We start from the raw sequence: 18,646 nt of genomic DNA, 5'->3' as shown, positions 1-18,646 counted from the left end.
GTGCCGGCCGCTCCGCTGTCCGCGGGTCCTTCGGCTCCGCCGTCCGCGCCGCCGTCGGCTCCGCCGTCGTGGATGCCCGGGGTGCCGGCCGCTCCGCTGTCCGCGGGGCCCTCCTGCTGGTTCGGGTCCTGCTCGGGGTTGGCCACAATTCCTCCTCTGAGCGCATGACTGAGACCGGGCTCCGGGGACGAAGCCCCGTAATCACCGTATCGCCGCAGGGCGGAAGTAACGATTCGAGCGCCGAGAAGTCGCGGGAATGGCGGAGACGTGACCGGCATTCACCGCGAACAGCCTCCGTACAGCCGCCGACCAGCCGAAAGGCTCCGCGGAAGGCATTCGCCACCTGGCGTAACCGGCGGCGGGAAGGAACTCCGGCGACGCCCAAGCAGAGTGCCGGAGGAAATGCAGGAAAGGGGCGGAGCGAAGTGTGGCGGATTTTCGGCAGGCTCGCACGTCACGAACGGCGCGTGTTCCCCTGCTTCCGATAGCTGCGATATCCGATGTACGCCGACGGCATCCGGGCCGACGACACCGTGCCCTTCGCCCGGTGGACCGCGGCCCGCCACCCGGCGACCTGGAGGCGGCGCCCTGGGCGACGACCGAGGGGCTTGGTGACGTGGACACCACCTGCGCCATCACCGGGGGTGCTCGGGGCGGCGGCCGGGACGGCCGGGGCGCCGGAGGAATCGCCGCGCCGGCGCGAGCCGTTGGGGTGAGAAGGCGCCGGGTCGCCCGGCCGTAGGGGGGATTGTCCCGGCCCGGTACCGATATCCGGCGCGTCGAAATTCCGTTCGCAAACGTGTCGTACCGTGAGCGCATGACCACCCCGCCTCAGCCGCCGCAGGGCCCCTACGGCCCGCCCCCGCCCCCGCAGCAGAACCTGTACGGCCCGCCGGCCGCCGGCGCTCCCGGGGTGCCGCAACAGCCGCCCTACGGCTACCCGCAGCAGCCCCCGGGCCCGCCCCAGCAGAGCGGCGGCTGGGGGCAGCAGCAGGGGTGGGGCCAGCCGCCCGGCATACCCGGCGGGGGCGGTCCGGGCGCGGCCGGCTGGCCGCCGCAGGGGCCGGGGGCGCAGCCGCCGCGGAAGAAGCGGACGGGGCTGATCGTCGGGATCGTGGCCGGTGCGGTGGTGCTGGCGGGCGGAATCGCCTTCGGGGTATCCCAGTTGGCCGGGAAGGCCGCCGACGCGGCGTTCCCGGAGGCCGAGTACAAGCTCGTCCTGGAACAGAAGCTGCTGGACGGCGAGTTCACCCTGGCCCAGGACCTGTCGTCGACCGAGGGCAAGAAGATCGAGAAGACGTACGACCCCAGCGTCCGCGACGCGAGGGCCGTCGTCGGGCAGTACAGCTCGGCCAAGGGCGGCGCCCTGGTGATCTCCGGGATGTACGGGCGGTTCACCAGCCCGGAGGTGATGACCGGCAAGATGATGGACGGCGGGGCCGCCGGGGACGGCGCGACCGTCGTCGTACCGCCGAGGAAGTTCACCCCCGCCGGTTTCGGCATCACGATGGAGTGCCAGGTGCTCCAGTCGGCCAAGAGCGGTGTCAAGGCCTCCATTCCGATGTGCGCCTGGGGCGATGACAACACGGGGGTGTCCGTGGGGATCATCCGCGCCGAGACCGCCCTCAAGGACCCCTCGTCGATCGACCTGGAGGCGGCCGCCGTCGAGACCGCCAAGATCCGCGAGGAGATCCGCCAGCCGATCGGCTGACCGGCGGAGGCCGGAGTACCGCTCACCGGCCGGAGTACCGCTCACCGGCCGGGGCGCCGCTCACCGCCCGGGGCCGTCGTCTGCCCGGGGCCGGCCGGTCCAGCCAATCGGGTCACCGCACCCCGGCCGGTGCCGGGAAGCGGGTGCGCAGGGTGAACGCCCGCTCGGTCGGGCCGTGTTCGCGCAGATGCAGCAGGCGCTCCTCGGCGTCCGCGACCGTCGGGCGTTCCCCCGCGGGCACCCACCACAGGGCGGTCATCGCCTCCCGGACCTGCTCGAACCACTCGCGGCGCCGGCTCATCAGCTCCCGGTGCTGTCCGGCGTACATGAAACCGGTGAGCGCTTCGGCGTCCCGCCACACCGACATGTTCACGATCAGCCAGGCGTCCCCGAAGACCGGGACGTCGGTGGCGTTCCCGGAGTCGGAGCGCAGCCGCCACACGAAGCCCTCGGCCTGGTCGGCGACCGCGTTCACCGGGTCAAGACCGGCGACGAAGTCCTTCAACTGCGGTGAACCCAGCGGGGATCTGAGTCGGGCGATGTTCACCTGCGCCAACTCGTGTCGCCCGCCGCGCGTTTCTGTCTCGATAGGGGTCATGGCCGCACGGTAGGAAGGGAGTTCTCCACCGCGCGGGCCATTCCGAGCAGCGAGACGTCCGCCCCGCGCGCCGCCACCAGCTGGAGCCCCACCGGGCAGCCGTCTCCGGTGAATCCGGCGGGCAGGCTCGCCGCCGGGTGCCCGCTCAGGTTGAACGCCCAGGACAGGGCGGTGGAGTAGCGGTCGCCGGGGCCCTCGTGCCCGTGCGGCCGGTTCGGCGTGGCCGGGGTCAGCAACAGGGGCGCGGTGCCGAAAAGGGAGTCCAGCCGCTCATCGTTCACCCGCCGGACCAGGGCCGCCTCCGGGTCCGCGGGCTGCCCGCCCCGGACCGCCTGCCAGGCCCGTACCGGGTCGAGCAGCGCGCAGTCGGCGTCCACCAGGCGCACGGTCCCGGCCGCGACCAGCCGGTCCACCGCCGCCCGGACGGCGCCCGCCACCTCCGGGTCCACGTCCACGAAGCCGAGGTCCTCGCTGTACACGACGGGCAGGGGCAGGGGCAGCGGGAGGGAAGGGGCGGCGGGCTCCGCGTACCCGTCCAGCACATGGCGGAGGTAGCGCTCCGCGCCCGCCGCCGACCGCGCCAGCACCCCCGCCGACGCCAGCCCGGACCGGTCGGGGGAGGGGAGCCGCCCGTTCGTCGTCTTCAGCCCGAACACCCCGCACCAGGCGGCCGGGATGCGCACCGACCCGGCCCCGTCGCTGCCCGTCGCCAGCTCCACCATCCCCGCCGCCACCGCGACCGCCGAGCCCGCCGACGAACCGCCGGGCGTACGGTCCGCCCGCCACGGGTTGACCGTACGGCCGCGGGCGCCCTGGCCCCAGGTCTGCCAGACCGCGCCGGGCCCGGGCACCGAGGTCGCGCCGACCGGGACCCCGCCCGCCGCGATCAGCCGGCGGGCGGCGTACGAGCGGATGCCGGAGGGGCCCTTCACCGCGAAGGGCAGCCCGCGCAGGGGGAGCCGGAGCGCCGCCGGCTCACGGGCGAGGGCTTCCTCCGGCCAGACCTCGGTGAACGCGTTGAGCGCCGGGTCCAGCCGGGCGATCCGCTCCAGGGCCCGCGCCACGGCGGACGGTGTCCTCGTCATGGGCCCCAGTCTCACCGGAAGGCGAGGATCACTCCTCCAGCGCCGCCTCCATCACCGCCCGGGCGATCGGGGCCGCGCTGCCGCCCCCGCTGATGTCGGCCCGGTCCGCGGCGGCGTCCTCCACCACCACGGCCACCGCGACGGCCGGGCGGCCGGAGCCCGGTGCCTGTGCCCAGGAGATGAACCAGGCGTACGGGAGGCCGGAGTTGTCGATGCCGTGCTGGGCGGTGCCGGTCTTGCCGCCGACCTCCACCCCATCGATCGCCGCCTTCGACCCGGTGCCGTTCTCCACCACGTCGACCATCATCCGCTGGAGCTGCACCGCCGTGGACGGGCTCATCGCCCGGTCGAAGGAGCGCGGTCCCTGCTGCTGGACCGTGTCCCCGTCCGCGGCGGTCACCCGGTCCACCAGGTACGGGTACCGCAGGTCGCCGCCGTTCGCCACCGCTGCGGCCACCATCGCCATCTGGAGCGGGGTCGCGGTCGTGTTGAACTGCCCGATCGAGGAGAGCGCGAGCTGGTCCTCGCTCATGTCGGTGTCGAAGTTGCTCCGCGCCACCCCGGACGGGATGCGCAGCCCCCTCTCGTTGAAGCCGAAGTGCCCCGCCGTCTCCGCCATCCGCTCCAGCCCGACCTCCACCCCCAGATGGGCCATCACCGTGTTGCAGGAGACCCGGATCGCGTCCGCCAGCGAGGCCTTCTCGCAGCCGCGCGCCTCGTTGGGGAGAACCGTCCTCGTGTTCGGCAGCACGTACGGCGACGGGGTGTCCGTGGGCGCGTCCGGGTCCTTCACCACCCGGGCGTCCAGTGCCGCCGCAGCCGTCACGATCTTGAAGGTGGAGCCCGGTGGATAGGTCTGCCGGATGGCCCGGTTGAGCATCGGCAGGCTCTTGGCCGCGTTCAGCCGGGTCCACGCCTCGGTGACCGCCGGGCCGGTGCCGGAGAGCCGTTCGGGGTCGTACGACGGGGTCGAGACCAGCGCCAGGATCCGGCCCGTCGACGGCTCCAGGGCGGCGACCGCGCCCCGCCGCCCGCTCAGCCCGGCGTACGCGGCGCGCTGCGTCGACTCCTTGATCGTCGTGACGACGTTGCCGCCGGGCTGCCGGCCCCGGGTGAACTCGTTCCAGAAGGGGAGAGGGGCCAGCAGCGAGTCGGTACCCGACAGTACGCCGTCCTCGGCGTTCTCCAGGAGCGTGGTGCCGTACGTCTGCGAGGCGTACCCGGTCACCGGCGCGTACAGCGGGCCGTGCAGATAGGTGCGCTCGAAGCTGAGCTGCTCGCCGGTCTCCTTGCTGCCGGTCACGGCCCGGTCGCCGACCAGGATGTTGCCGCGCGGCTGGTCGTAACGGGTGATGGTGGTACGGCGGTTGGCCGGGTTGTCGTCCAGCTCCTCGGCGTCGAGGAGCTGGACGCGAGCCGCGTTGACGAGCAGCGCCACGAGCAGCAGCAGACAGAGGGCGGCGGCCCGCCGGATGTAGCGGATCACCGGTCCTCCTCCAGGGGGTCCACGGAGCCCAGGGGGCCCACGGAGCCCGAGGGGTCCACAGCGCCCACGGAGTCCACGGAGCCCGAGGATCCCACCGGGCCCACGGCGCTCGCGATGACTCCGGTCTCCACGTGCTCGGGCTCCGGTCTGCGGGAGACGTCGCTGAGCCGGATCAGCAGCGCCACGATGATCCAGTTGGTGACGACCGAGGAACCACCCTGCGCGAGGAACGGCATCGCCATCCCGGTCAGCGGGATCAGCCCCATCACCCCGCCCGCGATCACGAACACCTGGAGCGCCAGGATCGAGGCGAGGCCGATGGCCAGCAGCCGCCCGAACGGGTCGCGCAGGGCGAGCCCGGCCCGGTAGCCGCGCGCCACGAGGAGCGCGTACAGGAGGAAGATGGCCGTCAGACCGCTCAGGCCCAGCTCCTCGCCCGCCGTCGCCAGGATGAAGTCGGACTTGGCGGCGAAGCCGATGAGGATGGAGTGGCCCGCCCCCAGCCCGGTCCCGAGCATGCCCCCCGCCGCGAACGCGAACAGCGACTGGGCGAGCTGGCCGGGCCCCCGCCCGGCGTCGATCGAGGCGAACGGGTCCAGCCAGTCCTGCACCCGGCTGTGCACATGCGGCTCGAGGGAGCCGACGACGAACGCCCCGACGGCGGCGAGCAGCAGCCCGACCGCGATCCAGCCGGTCCGGCCGGTCGCCACGTACAGCATGATGACGAAGAGTCCGAAGAAGAGCAGCGAGGTGCCGAGGTCCCGCTCCAGCACCAGTACGCCGACGCTGAGCAGCCAGATCGCCACGATGGGGCCGAGCACCCGCCCGGTGGGCAGTTGCAGCTTCCAGAACGTGCGCCCGGAGTACGCGAGCGCGTTGCGGTTGGCGGCGAGGTAGGCGGCGAAGAAGACCGCGAGCAGGATCTTGGCGAACTCGCCCGGCTGGAACGAGAGCCCGCCGATCCGGATCCAGATCTTCGCGCCGTTCACCGCCGGGAAGAAGATCGGCACGATCATCAGGACGAGTGCGGTGGCGACCGAGAGGTACGCGTAGCGCTGGAGCACCCGGTGGTCGCGGAGCAGCACCACGACGGCGGTGAAGAGCGCGACGCCGAGCGTGGACCAGATCAGCTGGGTGGGCGCGGCCTGGTCGCGCGGGGTCTCCAGGTCGAGCCGGTAGATCAGCACCAGGCCGAGCCCGTTGAGCAGGACGGCGATCGGCAGCAGCAGCGGATCGGCGTACGGGGCCCGGAAGCGGACCGCGACATGGGCCAGCAGGGCCAGCGTGCCGAGCCCGGCACCGTAACCGGCGACATCGGGGGGCACGGCTCCGTCGTGGGCGAGGCCGACGGCCGCGTAACCGTAGACGGAGATGAGGACGGCCCCGATGAGGAGCGAGAGCTCGACTCCACGCCGTCTGGGCAGGCGGAGCTCGGGCGGGGGAGCGTCCGCCGTCGTTGCGGTCATGGAGCGCAACGTAGCAAGAGGTGTGCCGTATTTCCCTTATGTCGCAGCGCGTCCGCCCGGGGAGCCGGTGGCTCCCCGGGCGGACGGAGTGCGCTGGGCGAGGCCGTCAGCAGAAGCGCGGTGCGGCGCCGATGTTCTCGATGTAGCGGGCCGAACCCCAGGCCCACGTGCCGTCGGTCAGCAGGTACCAGCGGTTGTTGCCGTCGACGTTGTCACCGGTGGTCTTGCAGAAGATGTTGACGACCGTGCCGTACTTGACCGAGCCCACGACCTTGCTGCTGCGGGTCGGCTTGTCGCGCAGCAGCAGGTACGGCTTGGCGATGACCCGGCCCTTGTAGGTCCGCTTGGGGGCCTGGGGCTTGGCCTGGTCCTGCGTCTGCGCCTCCTGGCGGGCCTCGTGCTCGCGCTGGAGGGCCGAGGCGGAGAGCTCGTCGGACGCGTCGGACGCCGGGGCCGAGGCGGCTGCCTCACCGCGGTGGTCGACGGGGTGGGGGTCCGCCGCCAGAGCGGGAGCGGCGGCCGTGACCGCCGCGAGGGCGCCGGTGGCGACGCAGAGACCGATCCGGCGGATCCGCGAGGGGCGGGACAGGGGGGACATGCTGCCTCCATGGGGAAGGTGAGGGGGCCGTGGGGGACGCGAGCCGGGCTCGCCCTCGTCACGCTAAGTTGGACACGGAGAGTCCGCAACGCGCACTGTGCGTGATGTCATGCCGAACCGGCGGTGCCCGCGCCCCCGTCGCCCGGGTTCCCGGCGCGGTCCCCGTCGTCGAGGCGTACGTACTCCGGCAGCGTCAGCCGGGCCAGCGCCCCGCCGTCCGGGGGATTCAGGAACTCCAGCCGGGCCCCGATCACCGCGGCCTGGCCCACCGCGATGGTCAGCCCGAGTCCATGGCCCTTGCCTGCGCCATCCGTGCGGAACCGCTGCGGCCCGCCCTCCAGGAGGTACGCCGGAAAGCCCGCGCCATGATCGCGTACGGAGACCACCGCACCCTCCACGCCCAGCACCACCGGCCCGCCGCCGTGCCGGTGGGCGTTGGCCACCAGATTGCCGAGCACCCGCTCCAGCCGCCGCCGGTCGGTCTCCACCGGCACCGGGTCCGCGACCCGCACCTCGGTGTCCGTGCCGGAGGCCCGCACCACCCGTTCCGCCACCGGGGCGAGGTCGTGCACGGCCAGGTCGACCTGCTCCGTACGGGCGTCCAGACGCGAGATCTCCAGCAGGTCCTCGGTCAGCGACCGCATCGCCCGCACCCGGTCCCGCACCAGCTCCGCCGGGCGCCCCGGCGGCAGCAGCTCGGCGGCTGCCGAGAGGCCGGTGAGCGGGGTGCGCAGCTCGTGCGCCACATCGGCGGTGAACCGCTGCTCCGTCTGGAGCTTGCGCTGGAGACTGGAGGCCATGGTGTCCAGGGCGCCCGAGACGATCGCCACCTCGTCCTGGCCGCGCACGGGACGTGCCGTGCGCGGGTCGCCGACCCGGGCGTCGAGGTCGCCCGCGCTGATCCGGCGGGCCACCCGGGCCGTCTGGTGCAGCCTGCGGGTCACCCGCCCGACGGCGAAGAGGCCGACGACCAGGGTGGCGGCGATGGCCAGCAGCGAGGAGCCGATGATCGCGCGGTCGAGGCCCGCGATGGTGTTGGCGCTGTGGCCGTAGTCGGTCCAGGTGGCCAGCGCCCGCCCGTCCGCCGGGCCCGCCGCCCACATCGCGGGGCCGCCGCGTCCGTCCGGGTCGCCCGGCCGGTGCGGGCCGTCCGCGACCGTGGTGCCGCGCTCACCGTTCGCGGCCAGGGCGCGCAGCGGGGCGGGCAGTCCGGGCGGGTCGATGCCGGAGCCCCTGGGCAGCGGCTCCCCGGCCCCGTACGCGTCGGTGACGACCTCCAGCCGGTCCAGCGCCTTCTCCCGGGCGTGGGAGACCGTCTGCCGGGTGACCGCGGTGTGCACCAGGACGCCGAGGAGGGCGGCGAGGGTGCAGCACATGACCGTCAGGAAGACCGCGGACTTCCAGGTGAGGGTCGCGGCCCAGGCGGGGGAGCGGAACCGGCACCGCTTCATCGGCCGTCCGCGGAGGCAGAGGTAGAGGCAGAGGCAGAGGCAGAGGCGGGGGCGGAAGGGGAGGCGGAGGCGGAGGGGGAATGCGAGGGGGAAGGCAAGGTCGAGTCCGAAGGGCCCGGGGTCCGGTTGCGGCCGGTGTCCTCGCGCCGCTCCGGCGCCCGCAGAATCTCGTCCCGGGTGGCCAGCATCGCCTGCTGCCGGTCGTCCCAGGACCACGCGGTGCGGTACTCGTACCCGGAGATCGCGGAAGGGGCCCGCAGGATCAGGTCCCGGCCCGCCAGCTCCACGCTGATCACGGCGTCCGAGGTGGACATGATCCGGGTCAGTCCGCCCCGGTCGCGCCCGTCCGCCCGGTACGCGCGCACGGCGAGCTGGCGGCCGGGCATCTGGATGCCGAGCACCAGTTCGTCCCTGCCGTCGCCGGTCAGGTCGGGGTAGTACGGGTCCAGGACCGGGCAGTCGTCCGGTGCCGTCCGGCAGGCCCGGATCTGCCGGACCGTCGCGTCGGGCAGCTCGTCCAGGCCGCTGTCCCGGTCCGTCCTGGCCTTCAGTCCGGCCTGCGCCACCGCGACCGGGTCCAGCCGGTGCACATCGCCGCCGGGCACCGTGATCCCGGGGATCCGGGCCGTCTCGCCCTCCCCGTAGTCGTACGGGGCGGCCGAGGCGGGCGGCAGGTCCGGCCACAGGCGGGCCGGCCCGACCGCGGAGGGGGCCTCACCGGCGCTCTCCAGTCCCCCGGCCGAACCGCAGCCGGAGAGCAGGGCGAGCGCGACCACGGCGAACGCGACGGCGGGGACGCGGACCGGGCGCACGGCTGGCCCTTCTCCTGGACGACAGCGGGCCTACACCGTAGGACGTGTCCGTGCGCAATGCCCACTTCGTACCTTTGCGGGGCCTGAGGCTGGTAGGTGCTTCACGCGGCCTGGCGCGCTGGTGTGTGCGGCCTCAGCGCTGGTACGGGTTCTGCCCCGGCTGCGTGAAGCCCGGCTGCTGCGGGGCCTGCCCGTGGCCGCCGTCCGGACCCGCCGCGTGCTGGGCGAGCAACTGGTCGGCCTGCTCCTTGGGTATCTGCTGTTCCCCGCCGCAGAACGTGCACTGCGTCGCGTACTTCGTCGAGAACGGGAACAGCGGGACGAAGAACAGCGTGAACTTGGTGACCCGCTTGCGCAGGGTGTGTGCCGCCGGATTGCCGCACCAGCCGCACACCATCGTCAGGATGGCCAGCTGGTACAGATAGCCCTTGGTACCGAAAATGATCATGCCGTGCTCCCTTTCCCCGTCCCCCGGAGTGCCTGCCGGCACAGCGCCAGGAGCTTTTCGTCCTCGTAGGTGTCATGGCTGCCGTACCCGCCGTCCAGCGCGTTGTGACGGCGTACGGAGGAGAGTTCGGCGCGCAGCACCTGCGCCGCCGTCGAGGCCGGGCCGACCGGACCCATCCGTGCCAGGCATTCTGCCACCCGGACGCGGACATGGCGGTTCTTCTCCCAGGCGGTGAGAAGCACCTCGGTGCTCTCCTCCGGCCGCCCGGTCACCTCCCAGAGCGCGATCGCCGCGTCCACCCGCACCCACAACTCGTCGTGGGCCAGCAGCCCGCGCAGCCGGGGAGCCACCACCGCCGCGTGCCGCCCGAGCGCCCCGAGCGCCGCCGCGGCGGCCCGCCGTTCGTGCACCTGGTCCGACCCGAGCCCCTCGGTCAGCACGGGCAGCACCGCGTCGCGGTCCCCGGCGACCGCCCAGAGCGCCTCGGCCGCCTCCGTGGCCGTCCCGGGCCGGCGGAGCATCGCCCGCAGCTCGGGCACCGCCTCCCGGGCCGCGGGCCCGAACGAGCCGAGCGCCCGCAGCGCCGCCGTACGCAGCCACTCGCCCCGGTACTCCGGGGCGCCGCGCAGTATCCGCAGCACCTCCGGCGTCGCCTCGCCCGCCCGCAGCGCGGTCAGCCCGGCCAGCAGCGGGCTCGCCCGGTCGTAGGCACCCTCGTCCAGCACCACCCCGGCGAGCCTGCGCCGCAGCGCCGCGGCCAGCGGGCGGGCGGCCGGCCCGAGGTGGGCGACCGCGAAGCCCACGTCGTGCGGCACCTCCGGCAGCTCCAGGGCCGCCGCCAGGGCGGGCACCGCCCGGGCGTCGCCGAGCCGGGCCAGCGCCTTCACCGTGGAGCCGAGCCCCGGCGGACCGCTGGCCCACTCCTTCACCCAGCCGTCGGGATCGGCCGCCAGCCGGGCCGCCAGCGCGTCCGCGGTGGGGGCGGCCAGCGCGAACAGCTCCTCCAGCACGTGCGATGCGGCCTCGGCCAGCCGGGGCTCGGGGTCGGCGAGCTGATCGCCGACGAGCGCCACCAGCTCCCCGTACGAGCCGCGCCAGGCCCGCATCAGCCCGCCGCTCATCCGTACGGCGTCGATGCGCTGCCAGCGGTCGGGGCTGCGGAGCTGGTCGACGAGGAGTGCCGTGCGGTCGCCCACCCGGTCGTCGAGGCCGACGTGCAGGGTGCGCAGCAGATCGGCGGCCCAGGGGGCGCCGTGCCCGGCGCTGTCCTGGGCGGAGAGCGCGCGCAACTGGCCCACGAGCGTCGGCGCCGCGGCCTGTTCCGCCCGGGAGAGGTCCGTGCAGCCGACCGGGTCCGTCTCCGGCTCCGCCTCGGCGTCGGTCTCCGGCCCGCTGTCCGGGTCCGACTCCGGTGCGGTGCCCGGGGCCGTACGCAGCTCGCGCAGCAGCCCCGACACGACGGGCACCACATCGCGGGGCAGCGCGTCGGGCGAACAGCGCGCCAGCTGGGCCAGGGCGGCGAGCCGCAGCCCCGGCGCGCGCTCCCGGTCCACCAGCCGGGCCAGCCACTGGGCCACCCGCCCCGCCAGCGGACGGTGGCGCAGGGCGACCCGCCCGGCCGCCTCCACGAGGGCGAGCCGCACCTCCTCGTCGGGCTCCGCCGGCAGCCGCTCCCGCAGCAGATCGAGGACGCGCACGGGATGCCGGTGCAGCGTGGCCAGCGCCAACGGGGCCGCCAGCCGCACTCCGGGGTCCTCGTCGGCGATCAGCTCGAAGAACACCCCCGCCCCCGCGGTGACCGCGGCCGCCGCCATCGCGTAGTTCGCGGCGCCCTCGATCTCGTCCTCGTCGATCTCCTCGTCGTCCTCGTCCAGATCGAAGCCGCCGATGCTGGTGAGCAGTTCGACCACGCAGCCCCGGTCCTGCACGTCCGGGTCCACGGCGAGCTCGAAGAGAAAGGGTATGCACGCAAGGGTGCAGGCGTAGACGTCCCCCTGGTGGTGCACGGCTCCGTACATCCCGTCGAGCGCGCTCTCGCGCTCCGCCGGATCGGCGGAGGCGAGCCCCCGAAGGAGCACCGGCACGTCATCGGCGGGCCCGTAGGCATGCTCCATCGAAGCCCAGTCGACCTCATCGATCCCCGAGAACACGCCATCCCCTCCCCACGTCACGGCGGCGCCCGGAAGCTCCACCCGTCTCCGGCACGCCTGTTCCCCATACCCCTGCGGCGCGTCCCGAAGAAAGCGCCTGCGCAGAGTGTGCACCACGGCTCCGACAATCCACCCGCCACTTGTGGCCTTTCCTCGGGCCGTGACCAGGTCATGACCCCGTCATGACGGGACGGCCGAAAGGGAACCTGTGCATTGGCTGTGAATCCCTGTGCCCGGCCGTGCGTCAGGGGGCGCCCCCCGGAAGCGGGCGCGCCCGTTCCGGGTCGAGCAGCGGGCGGAGCAGGTCCCCGTACCGCTCCAGCCGCCCGGCCATGTCATCCGCCCGGAACACCAGGGCCTCCGGCGACCGGCACCCCTCGATCTCGTCCCAGGTGACCGGCGCGGAGACGGTGGGCTCGGACCTGGCGCGCAGGGTGTAGGGGGTGGCGGTGGTCTTCGACGCGGAGTTCTGGCTGAAGTCGACGAAGACCTTCCCGGACCGCAGGGCGCGCCTCATCCGGTGCAGGGCCAGGTCCGGCAGGGCGCGCTCCGCCTCCACCGCGAGCCGCTTCGCGTACGCGGACACCTCGGCGGACGGGGCCGGCTCCAGCGGGACCAGCAGATGCAGGCCCTTGGAGCCGGAGGTCTTCCCGTACGCGAACAGTCCGTCGGCGGCGAGCCGCTTGCGCAGCCAGAGGGCCGCCGTGCAGCACTCCACGATCGTCGCGGGGGGGCCGGGGTCCAGGTCGAAGACCATCCGGTCGGCGATCTCCGGGGCCTCGACGCGCCACTGCGGGGTGTGGAACTCCACCACCAGATTGGCCGCCCACATCAGCGCGGGAAGGTCCTGGACCATCACCTGGCGGGCGCCCGGGTCCTCACTTCGCGGCACGGGGGTGGTGCGCACCCAGTCGGGCGTACCGGGCGGCGGATTCTTGGTGAAGAAGAGCTGGCCCGCCGGCCCGTCCGGATAGCGCAGGAAGGAGACCGGGCGGTCGCGCAGATGAGGCAGGATCGCGCCCGCCGCGGTGGCCGCGTAGTAGTGCAGCACCTCGCCCTTGGTGGTCCCGGTGGCCGGATACAGCACCTTGTCGAGGTTGCTGAGCGAGAGGCGCCGCCCCTCCACCTCCGTGATCGGCGTCATACGATAAGAGTCACACAAATCGGGCGACAGCCCACTCAATCGTCCCTAACGGTCAAAAGGGGTGAACGGTGAGGTCTATATGGAACGGCGCGATCTCCTTCGGGCTGGTCAGCATCCCGGTCAAGCTCGTCAACGCCACCGAGAACCACTCGATCCACTTCCGGCAGATCCACCTCGCCGACGGTGGCCGGATCCGGTACCGCAAGGTCTGCGAGCTGGACGAGGAGGAGGTGTCCGGCGGCGAGATCGGCAAGGCCTACGAGGACGCCGACGGCACGATGATCCCGATCACCGACGAGGATCTCGCCCAGCTCCCGCTGCCCACCGCCAAGACCATCGAGATCGTGGCTTTCGTGCCCGCCGACGAGATCGACCCGCTCCAGATGGACGCGGCGTACTACCTCTCCGCCAACGGGGTCCCGGCCGCCAAGCCGTACACCCTGCTGCGCGAGGCGCTCAAGCGCAGCAACAAGGTCGCCGTCGCCAAATACGCCCTGCGCGGCCGTGAACGGCTGGGGATGCTCCGGGTCGTCGATGACGTGATCGCGATGCACGGCCTGCTCTGGCCCGACGAGATCCGCGCCCCCGAGGGGGTCGCACCGGACAGCGACGTCACGGTCCGCGACGCCGAACTCGACCTGGCGGACGCGCTGATGGACACCCTCGGCGAGGTCGACATCGACAGCCTCCACGACGACTACCGGGAGGCGGTGGAGGAGCTCATCGCGGCGAAGGCCTCCGGTGAGGAGGTCCAGCCGTCCGAGTCGAAGGACGGCGGCGGCGGCAAGGTCATCGACCTGATCGCAGCGCTGGAGAGCAGTGTCCGGGCGGCGAAGAAGTCCCGGGGCGAGGGGGAGGGCGAGGAAGCGGCCGAGGGCGAGGGTGACATGGCGGATGTCCACCCCATCAAGAAGACGACGTCCGGGAGGGCGGCGAAGAAGACGGCGCAACAGAAGTCCACACCGCAGAAGTCCGCGCCCAAAACCACGGGCACCAAGAAGTCCACGGCCTCCACGGCGAAGAAGGCGACGCAGAAGAAGACGGCGTCCAAGTCGACCTCCTCCGCCTCCTCCGCCTCCTCGACCTCCTCCGCCTCTTCCGCCTCTTCGTCCAAGGGCTCGTCCTCGGCGAAGAAGCAGACGTCGTCCGGCTCCCGGAGCACCACGAAGAAGAAGACGGCCTCGCCCCGCAGACGCGCCTCGGCCTGACCCCGCCGCGTACCGGTCCCCGTACCGATCCGCCGCCCCGGCTCCCCCCTGTCGTACGGCACCCGTACGCTACGGCGCATGAGCGCTGAGGCCCCCTCGGGACGGGTTGTCGACGGCCGCTTCACCCTGGTGGAGCGGCTCGGCAGCGGTGGCATGGGCATGGTGTGGCGGGCCCACGACGAGGCGCTCCACCGTGACGTCGCCCTCAAGGAGGTCCGGCCCCCGGACCCGGCGCTCGCGGAGTACGACCCCGAGGGCGCCCGCACCCTGCGCGCCCGGGTCCTGCGCGAGGCCCGCGCCCTGGCCCGCCTCGACCACCCCAACGTGGTCACCGTCCACCACATCGTCGACCCCGGCGAGGACGGCTACCCCTGGATCGTGATGGAGCTGGTGGCCGGCTCCTCCCTCCACGACCGGCTGGCCGAAGGACCCATGGAGCCCGCCGAGGCCGCCGAACTGGGGCGCGGCATCCTCTCCGCCCTGAACGCCGCCCACGCCTCCGGCATCCAGCACCGCGACGTCAAGCCGGCCAACGTGCTGCTGCGCACCGACGGCCGACCGGTCCTCACGGACTTCGGCATCGCCGCGATCCGCGAGTCGACGAGCCTCACGATGACGGGCGCCCTCATCGGCTCGCCCGACTACATAGCCCCCGAGCGCATCCGGGGCACCGAGGGCGACCCGTCCTCGGACCTCTGGTCGCTCGGCATGATGCTGTACGTCGCCGTCGAGGGCCACCACCCGCTGCGCAAGGCCACCACGCTCGCCACCCTGGCCGCGGTACTCGACGAGGAGGTGCCCCCGCCGGTACGGGCCGGGGCGCTGACACCCGTTCTGGCGGCGCTCCTGACCAGGGACATCCCGGCCCGCCCGGACGCCGGGACCCTGGACCGGATGCTGGCGGAGGCGGCGCGGCCCCGGCCGGCCCCCGACCCCCGGAGTGGTTACGGGACGCCCCCGCCCACCACGAGCCCCAGCTTCCACACCCCGTTCCCCGCCCAGCCGTCCCACCCGCCGGCCCCGGCGGACCGGACCCCCACCGGTTTCGGCCACCCGTCGGCCATCCCCACTCCGCCAGACCAGCCACGCCATCCGTACGCGAACAGTCCGTACGGGAACAACCCCTACGCGAGCCCGGCCACGTCCCCGCCCGCCTCTCCGGCGGTCCCGGGCGACGACGAGGATCGCAGACACCGCACCCTGAGCCGGAACCGGGTGATCAGTACGGCCTCGACCGTCGTCTCGGCGGCGGTGCTGGCGGGCGTCTTCTGGGTGATCGACCCGTCGTTCTTCAGGGACGGAGGCGACGGCGACGGCTCGAAGCGGAGCAACCGCCCCGAAACCACGGCGAGCGCCCCCGCGCACGACCCGAGTGCCGCCCCGCCCACCGCCCCGGGCCAACCGGTCGTGGACGACGGGGAGTCGGGGGCGGACGGCGACGAACCGGAAGCCCCCACCGACCTGCTCACCCCGCAAGGGGCACGGCAGGCCATCGCCGCGCTGAAGCCGCTGATGGGCGGGACGAAGGTCACCGACTTCACCCTCTACGGTGAGCACGCCTCCGCCCAGGCGCCGCTGAAGTCCAACTCCCGCCTCTACGACCGGTTCAGCTACCGGGGCGGGCAGGCGAAGAACGACGACATGGGCGGCACGCTCATGTCCGGGGACAAGGCGGTCGACCTGGACTCCGTCGACTGGGACGCCCTGCCCGCCCTGCTGCGGACGGCCAGGACGAGCCTCAACATCGCCGAGCCGGAGAGCAGTTACGTGATCGTGGACCCGTCCTCGCCCTTCCACGGCGACCGCCCGGTGCTGCGCGTGTACGTCTCCGACAAGTACGGGGGCGCTTACCTCACCGCCCACCTGGACGGCCGGGTCATCGAGAAGCACCCGCGCGAGAAGGGCTGACCGGGGAGCGCGCCCCGGCCTCAGTCCCCAGGAGTGGAGGCCGGCTTGATGTAGTCGGGCCAAGTGGGCAGGTCGAGCCCCAGGGGGCTGCGCTCGATGACATAGGTGCAGCTGGTGTACGTGTACCCGGGCTGGACCCTCGACCCCGCCGCGTAACTGTCCACCCGGGATGTGGCACCCGTACCGTGCTTGTAGAGGAAGTGGTAGTCGCCCGCAGGCAGTTGGAGCCGTGCCTTCGGGTAGCTCCGGCCACTGGCCTTGCAGGCGAGCCGGGGACCGGCCAGGGCGCTGTAGCGCTTGCAGTCGCCGCAGGGCTTCAGCGTGACACTGCCGGTGACCGGCCCGGTGTAGAGGACCTCGACCGCGTTGGGCGCGTCATTGCTGATGACGAGCTCCATCCGGGCCCCGCCGGGCCGCCCCGACGGCGGCAGCCGCTTGCCCGCCGCCGGCCGGTCATCGGCGATCTCGGCGGCGATCGCGATCTTCCGGGCCTGCGCCGCCCGCCCGTCGCCCTTGTAGGAACGGGCGAACCCGGCCAGCGTCGTGCGGGCGTCGCCGAACTTCTTCTCCTTGAACTGGTCCACCCCGCAGGCGTACACCCCGTCCTGGATCGCCTTGCCCGCCTTGGCGCCCAGCCCCGGGACGCTCTCGGCGGGGAGGGCGGAGACCGTGGAGCTCAGGCCCCGCAACGCCTCGGTGGCCGCACACGGATCGCCGCCCTTCACCTCGGCGACGCGCCCGTCGATCCGCCCGCCGATCGCCGGCCCCACCTGCCGCGCGGACGCGGACTCGGGGAACGTACGCAACAGCTCACCGAACTCCGCCGATCCTCCCGCGGTAGCCCCGCCCAGACGCGAGACGCCGCACCCGTACAGCGACTCGGCGAGCGGCTCGTCGGGCCATCCGGCGAGCTCGCCCAGCAACTTGTCGCCGACCGAGCCCGGCAGCGTCCGCAGATAGGTCAACGGCTCGACGGCCTCGCAGTGCTGCTTCCCGGCGTACGGGGAGGAGACCGCGTCGTAGTACGCCTTCAGCCGGTCCGGGACCAGCTTCGCGGCCCGGGAGTTCGGGTGGTCCCGGTCGAGCGCGCGATAGACGCCGAGGGCCTTGTCGTACTCGCCCTTCGCCGTCCCGAACGGCTGCTGCGACGCGGCAGCCACCCGCCGGTCCCCGCCCTCCAGCCGGTCGAGCAGCATCTCCTCCCGCGCCTCGTCCCGCGCCGACCCGTACGCCACGGCCCCACCGGCCGGGACGGCCAGCAGCACGACACCCAGCCCGGCGGCCACCACAGGCCGCCAGGAACCACCGAGCGCCGCACGCAGGGCGATCCGGCCTCCGTCGGCGGCGGCCAGCACCAGCACGAGGAGGTACGCGACGAGCGCCCCCGTGGCCACCCCGTCCGGATCGGCGGGCAACGCCACGAACAGCAGCACCCCGGTGGCGGTCCAGCACCCGACGGCCCGCCCCCACCGCCCCAGCAGCGCGTAACCCAGCCCGAGGCCGGTCAGGTTGAGCAGCCCGGCCGCGACGGCTCGCAGCCCCGCCCCGGGCGGCGGCGGCCCGACGGCAGGCGGACCGGGAGGCGGCGGAGGCGGTCCGAACCCGGGCGGCCCGGCAGGCGGTGGCGGAACAGAACCAGCGCCTCCCGGTCCGGGTGCCGGTCCGGGCAGACCCGCTCCCACTCCCGCAGGCCCGTGCTGATCACCGGACTCCATAACGCCCCCCACCGCCGAACCTCACAGGTCGTCGCGAATCTGCCCGGGTTCACCCCGCTTCAATCACGGGCCGGACCACTACCTCCGCGACGGAGGGACACTCGTGCGCGGGGCACCGCATCACCCACGGCTCACTCGCCGACCTCGGCCATGCCGGCGGCCAGGGTGGTCCCGTCGTCGGGGTCGATCAGCAGGAACGATCCGGTACGGCGGGAGTCGGCGTAGGCGTCGAGAGCGAGGGGTTCGGCGGCGCGGACGACGACCCGGCCGATGTCGTTGGCGACGAGCCGTCCGGGGGCCGGGTGCTGGGAGAGGTCGTCCAGGGTGAGCCGGGACGGGATGTCCTCGATCACCGCCTTGACGGTACGGGTGGTGTGCTTGAGCAGGACCCGTTGCCCGGGCACGAGCGGAGTGTCCGCCACATGGCACACGAGCCCCCGCACGCTCCGGGTGAGCGCGGGCGCCGACGCGGTCGGCGCGATCAGATCGCCGCGGGAGACGTCGACACCGTCGGAGAGCCCCACGGTCACCGACTGCGGCGCCCACGCGGTGTCCACGCTTCGGCCGAGCAGGTCGATCGCCGCCACCGTGCTGGTGCGGCCCGAAGGCAGCACGGTCACCGGGTCGCCCACCCGGAGGACTCCGGCGGCGATCTGACCGGCGTATCCCCGGTAGTCGGGGTGCTCGGCGGTCTGCGGCCGGATCACGTACTGCACCGGGATGCGTGCGGGGCCGTCTGCCGGGGAGCGGACGACCGCGACGGTTTCGAGGTGCTCCAGGACGGTGGGGCCGCCGTACCAGTCCATGTGCGCGGAGGGGTCCACCACGTTGTCCCCGGCCAGTGCGGAGATGGGGATCGCGGTGAT

Annotated in this window: 14 protein-coding genes and 2 pseudogenes; 4 read left to right on the top strand and 12 right to left on the bottom strand. The window is 73.4% G+C overall.

Features of this window, described 5'->3' with window-relative positions; translation table 11 throughout:
- Positions 1-515: 515 nt before the first annotated feature.
- A pseudogene (locus ABZ154_RS32785) lies at positions 516-716 on the top strand (ADP-ribosylglycohydrolase family protein); the annotation flags it as partial.
- A 101-nt stretch (positions 717-817) separates the two neighbouring features.
- Positions 818-1,711: a hypothetical protein gene (locus tag ABZ154_RS32780; protein ID WP_356838003.1), complete on the top strand. Its 894-nt coding sequence runs from the start codon at positions 818-820 to the stop codon at positions 1,709-1,711.
- Positions 1,712-1,823: 112 nt separating this feature from the next.
- On the opposite strand, the gene ABZ154_RS32775 is transcribed toward ABZ154_RS32780, so the two are convergent.
- From ABZ154_RS32775 to ligD, 10 genes are all read right to left on the bottom strand, one after another.
- Positions 1,824-2,309, bottom strand: a complete 486-nt coding sequence (locus ABZ154_RS32775; RefSeq protein ID WP_356838002.1) for a DUF3291 domain-containing protein — start codon at positions 2,307-2,309, stop codon at positions 1,824-1,826.
- Positions 2,306-3,394 (bottom strand): amidase family protein, encoded by a 1,089-nt coding sequence (locus ABZ154_RS32770; RefSeq protein WP_356838001.1) that lies wholly within the window; start codon positions 3,392-3,394, stop codon positions 2,306-2,308. Before ABZ154_RS32770 ends, ABZ154_RS32775 begins: the two co-directional genes overlap by 4 nt.
- Before the next feature lie 28 nt (positions 3,395-3,422).
- Positions 3,423-4,880, bottom strand: coding sequence for a penicillin-binding transpeptidase domain-containing protein (locus ABZ154_RS32765; RefSeq protein ID WP_356838000.1), 1,458 nt, complete (start codon positions 4,878-4,880; stop codon positions 3,423-3,425).
- On the bottom strand, positions 4,877-6,346 hold the full coding sequence (locus ABZ154_RS32760; protein WP_356837999.1) for an FtsW/RodA/SpoVE family cell cycle protein: 1,470 nt from the start codon (positions 6,344-6,346) through the stop codon (positions 4,877-4,879). Before ABZ154_RS32760 ends, ABZ154_RS32765 begins: the two co-directional genes overlap by 4 nt.
- Before the next feature lie 106 nt (positions 6,347-6,452).
- Positions 6,453-6,944, bottom strand: a complete 492-nt coding sequence (locus ABZ154_RS32755; protein WP_356837998.1) for an SH3 domain-containing protein — start codon at positions 6,942-6,944, stop codon at positions 6,453-6,455.
- A gap of 107 nt (positions 6,945-7,051) precedes the next feature.
- A complete protein-coding gene (locus ABZ154_RS32750; protein ID WP_356837997.1) occupies positions 7,052-8,395 on the bottom strand; it encodes a HAMP domain-containing sensor histidine kinase in 1,344 nt (447 codons plus the stop codon).
- Entirely contained in the window at positions 8,392-9,207 is an 816-nt protein-coding gene (locus ABZ154_RS32745; protein WP_356837996.1) for a hypothetical protein, read from the bottom strand. The genes ABZ154_RS32750 and ABZ154_RS32745 overlap by 4 nt, the downstream gene beginning before the upstream one ends.
- A gap of 133 nt (positions 9,208-9,340) precedes the next feature.
- Positions 9,341-9,655, bottom strand: a complete 315-nt coding sequence (locus ABZ154_RS32740; RefSeq protein ID WP_356837995.1) for a zinc-ribbon domain-containing protein — start codon at positions 9,653-9,655, stop codon at positions 9,341-9,343.
- Positions 9,652-11,805, bottom strand: a complete 2,154-nt coding sequence (locus tag ABZ154_RS32735) for a PBS lyase (protein WP_356837994.1) — start codon at positions 11,803-11,805, stop codon at positions 9,652-9,654. Before ABZ154_RS32735 ends, ABZ154_RS32740 begins: the two co-directional genes overlap by 4 nt.
- 244 nt (positions 11,806-12,049) lie before the next feature.
- Complete coding sequence (gene ligD / locus ABZ154_RS32730) at positions 12,050-12,949, bottom strand: non-homologous end-joining DNA ligase (RefSeq protein WP_356837993.1); 900 nt, start codon at positions 12,947-12,949, stop codon at positions 12,050-12,052.
- Between the two features lie 68 nt (positions 12,950-13,017).
- Between ligD and ABZ154_RS32725 the strand changes: the two genes are divergently transcribed.
- Together ABZ154_RS32725 and ABZ154_RS32720 are read left to right on the top strand one after the other, a co-directional pair.
- Positions 13,018-14,157: a Ku protein gene (locus tag ABZ154_RS32725; RefSeq protein WP_356837992.1), complete on the top strand. Its 1,140-nt coding sequence runs from the start codon at positions 13,018-13,020 to the stop codon at positions 14,155-14,157.
- A 78-nt stretch (positions 14,158-14,235) separates the two neighbouring features.
- Positions 14,236-16,065 (top strand): protein kinase, encoded by a 1,830-nt coding sequence (locus tag ABZ154_RS32720; protein ID WP_356837991.1) that lies wholly within the window; start codon positions 14,236-14,238, stop codon positions 16,063-16,065.
- 20 nt (positions 16,066-16,085) lie between these two features.
- Here ABZ154_RS32720 and ABZ154_RS32715 read toward each other — a convergent pair whose 3' ends face one another.
- Both ABZ154_RS32715 and ABZ154_RS32710 read right to left on the bottom strand, forming a co-directional pair.
- Positions 16,086-17,603: a hypothetical protein gene (locus ABZ154_RS32715; RefSeq protein WP_356838004.1), complete on the bottom strand. Its 1,518-nt coding sequence runs from the start codon at positions 17,601-17,603 to the stop codon at positions 16,086-16,088.
- Positions 17,604-17,911: 308 nt separating this feature from the next.
- Positions 17,912-18,646: pseudogene (locus ABZ154_RS32710) on the bottom strand (hypothetical protein); the annotation flags it as partial.

The organism is Streptomyces sp. NPDC006261, assembly GCF_040613515.1.
Taxonomy (GTDB): Bacteria; Actinomycetota; Actinomycetes; order Streptomycetales; family Streptomycetaceae; genus Streptomyces.
The sequence above is the reverse complement of the archived record's forward strand: the minus strand, read 5'-3'. Positions and strand labels throughout refer to the sequence as shown.

Coding starts and splice junctions, on each gene's coding strand:
- ABZ154_RS32720 (WP_356837991.1), top strand. CDS start 14,236: ATGAGCGCTGAGGCCCCCTCGGGACGGGTTGTCGACGGCCGCTTCACC.
- ligD (WP_356837993.1), bottom strand. CDS start 12,949: ATGACGCCGATCACGGAGGTGGAGGGGCGGCGCCTCTCGCTCAGCAAC.
- ABZ154_RS32750 (WP_356837997.1), bottom strand. CDS start 8,395: ATGAAGCGGTGCCGGTTCCGCTCCCCCGCCTGGGCCGCGACCCTCACC.
- ABZ154_RS32760 (WP_356837999.1), bottom strand. CDS start 6,346: ATGACCGCAACGACGGCGGACGCTCCCCCGCCCGAGCTCCGCCTGCCC.
- ABZ154_RS32740 (WP_356837995.1), bottom strand. CDS start 9,655: ATGATCATTTTCGGTACCAAGGGCTATCTGTACCAGCTGGCCATCCTG.
- ABZ154_RS32780 (WP_356838003.1), top strand. CDS start 818: ATGACCACCCCGCCTCAGCCGCCGCAGGGCCCCTACGGCCCGCCCCCG.
- ABZ154_RS32755 (WP_356837998.1), bottom strand. CDS start 6,944: ATGTCCCCCCTGTCCCGCCCCTCGCGGATCCGCCGGATCGGTCTCTGC.
- ABZ154_RS32775 (WP_356838002.1), bottom strand. CDS start 2,309: ATGACCCCTATCGAGACAGAAACGCGCGGCGGGCGACACGAGTTGGCG.
- ABZ154_RS32770 (WP_356838001.1), bottom strand. CDS start 3,394: ATGACGAGGACACCGTCCGCCGTGGCGCGGGCCCTGGAGCGGATCGCC.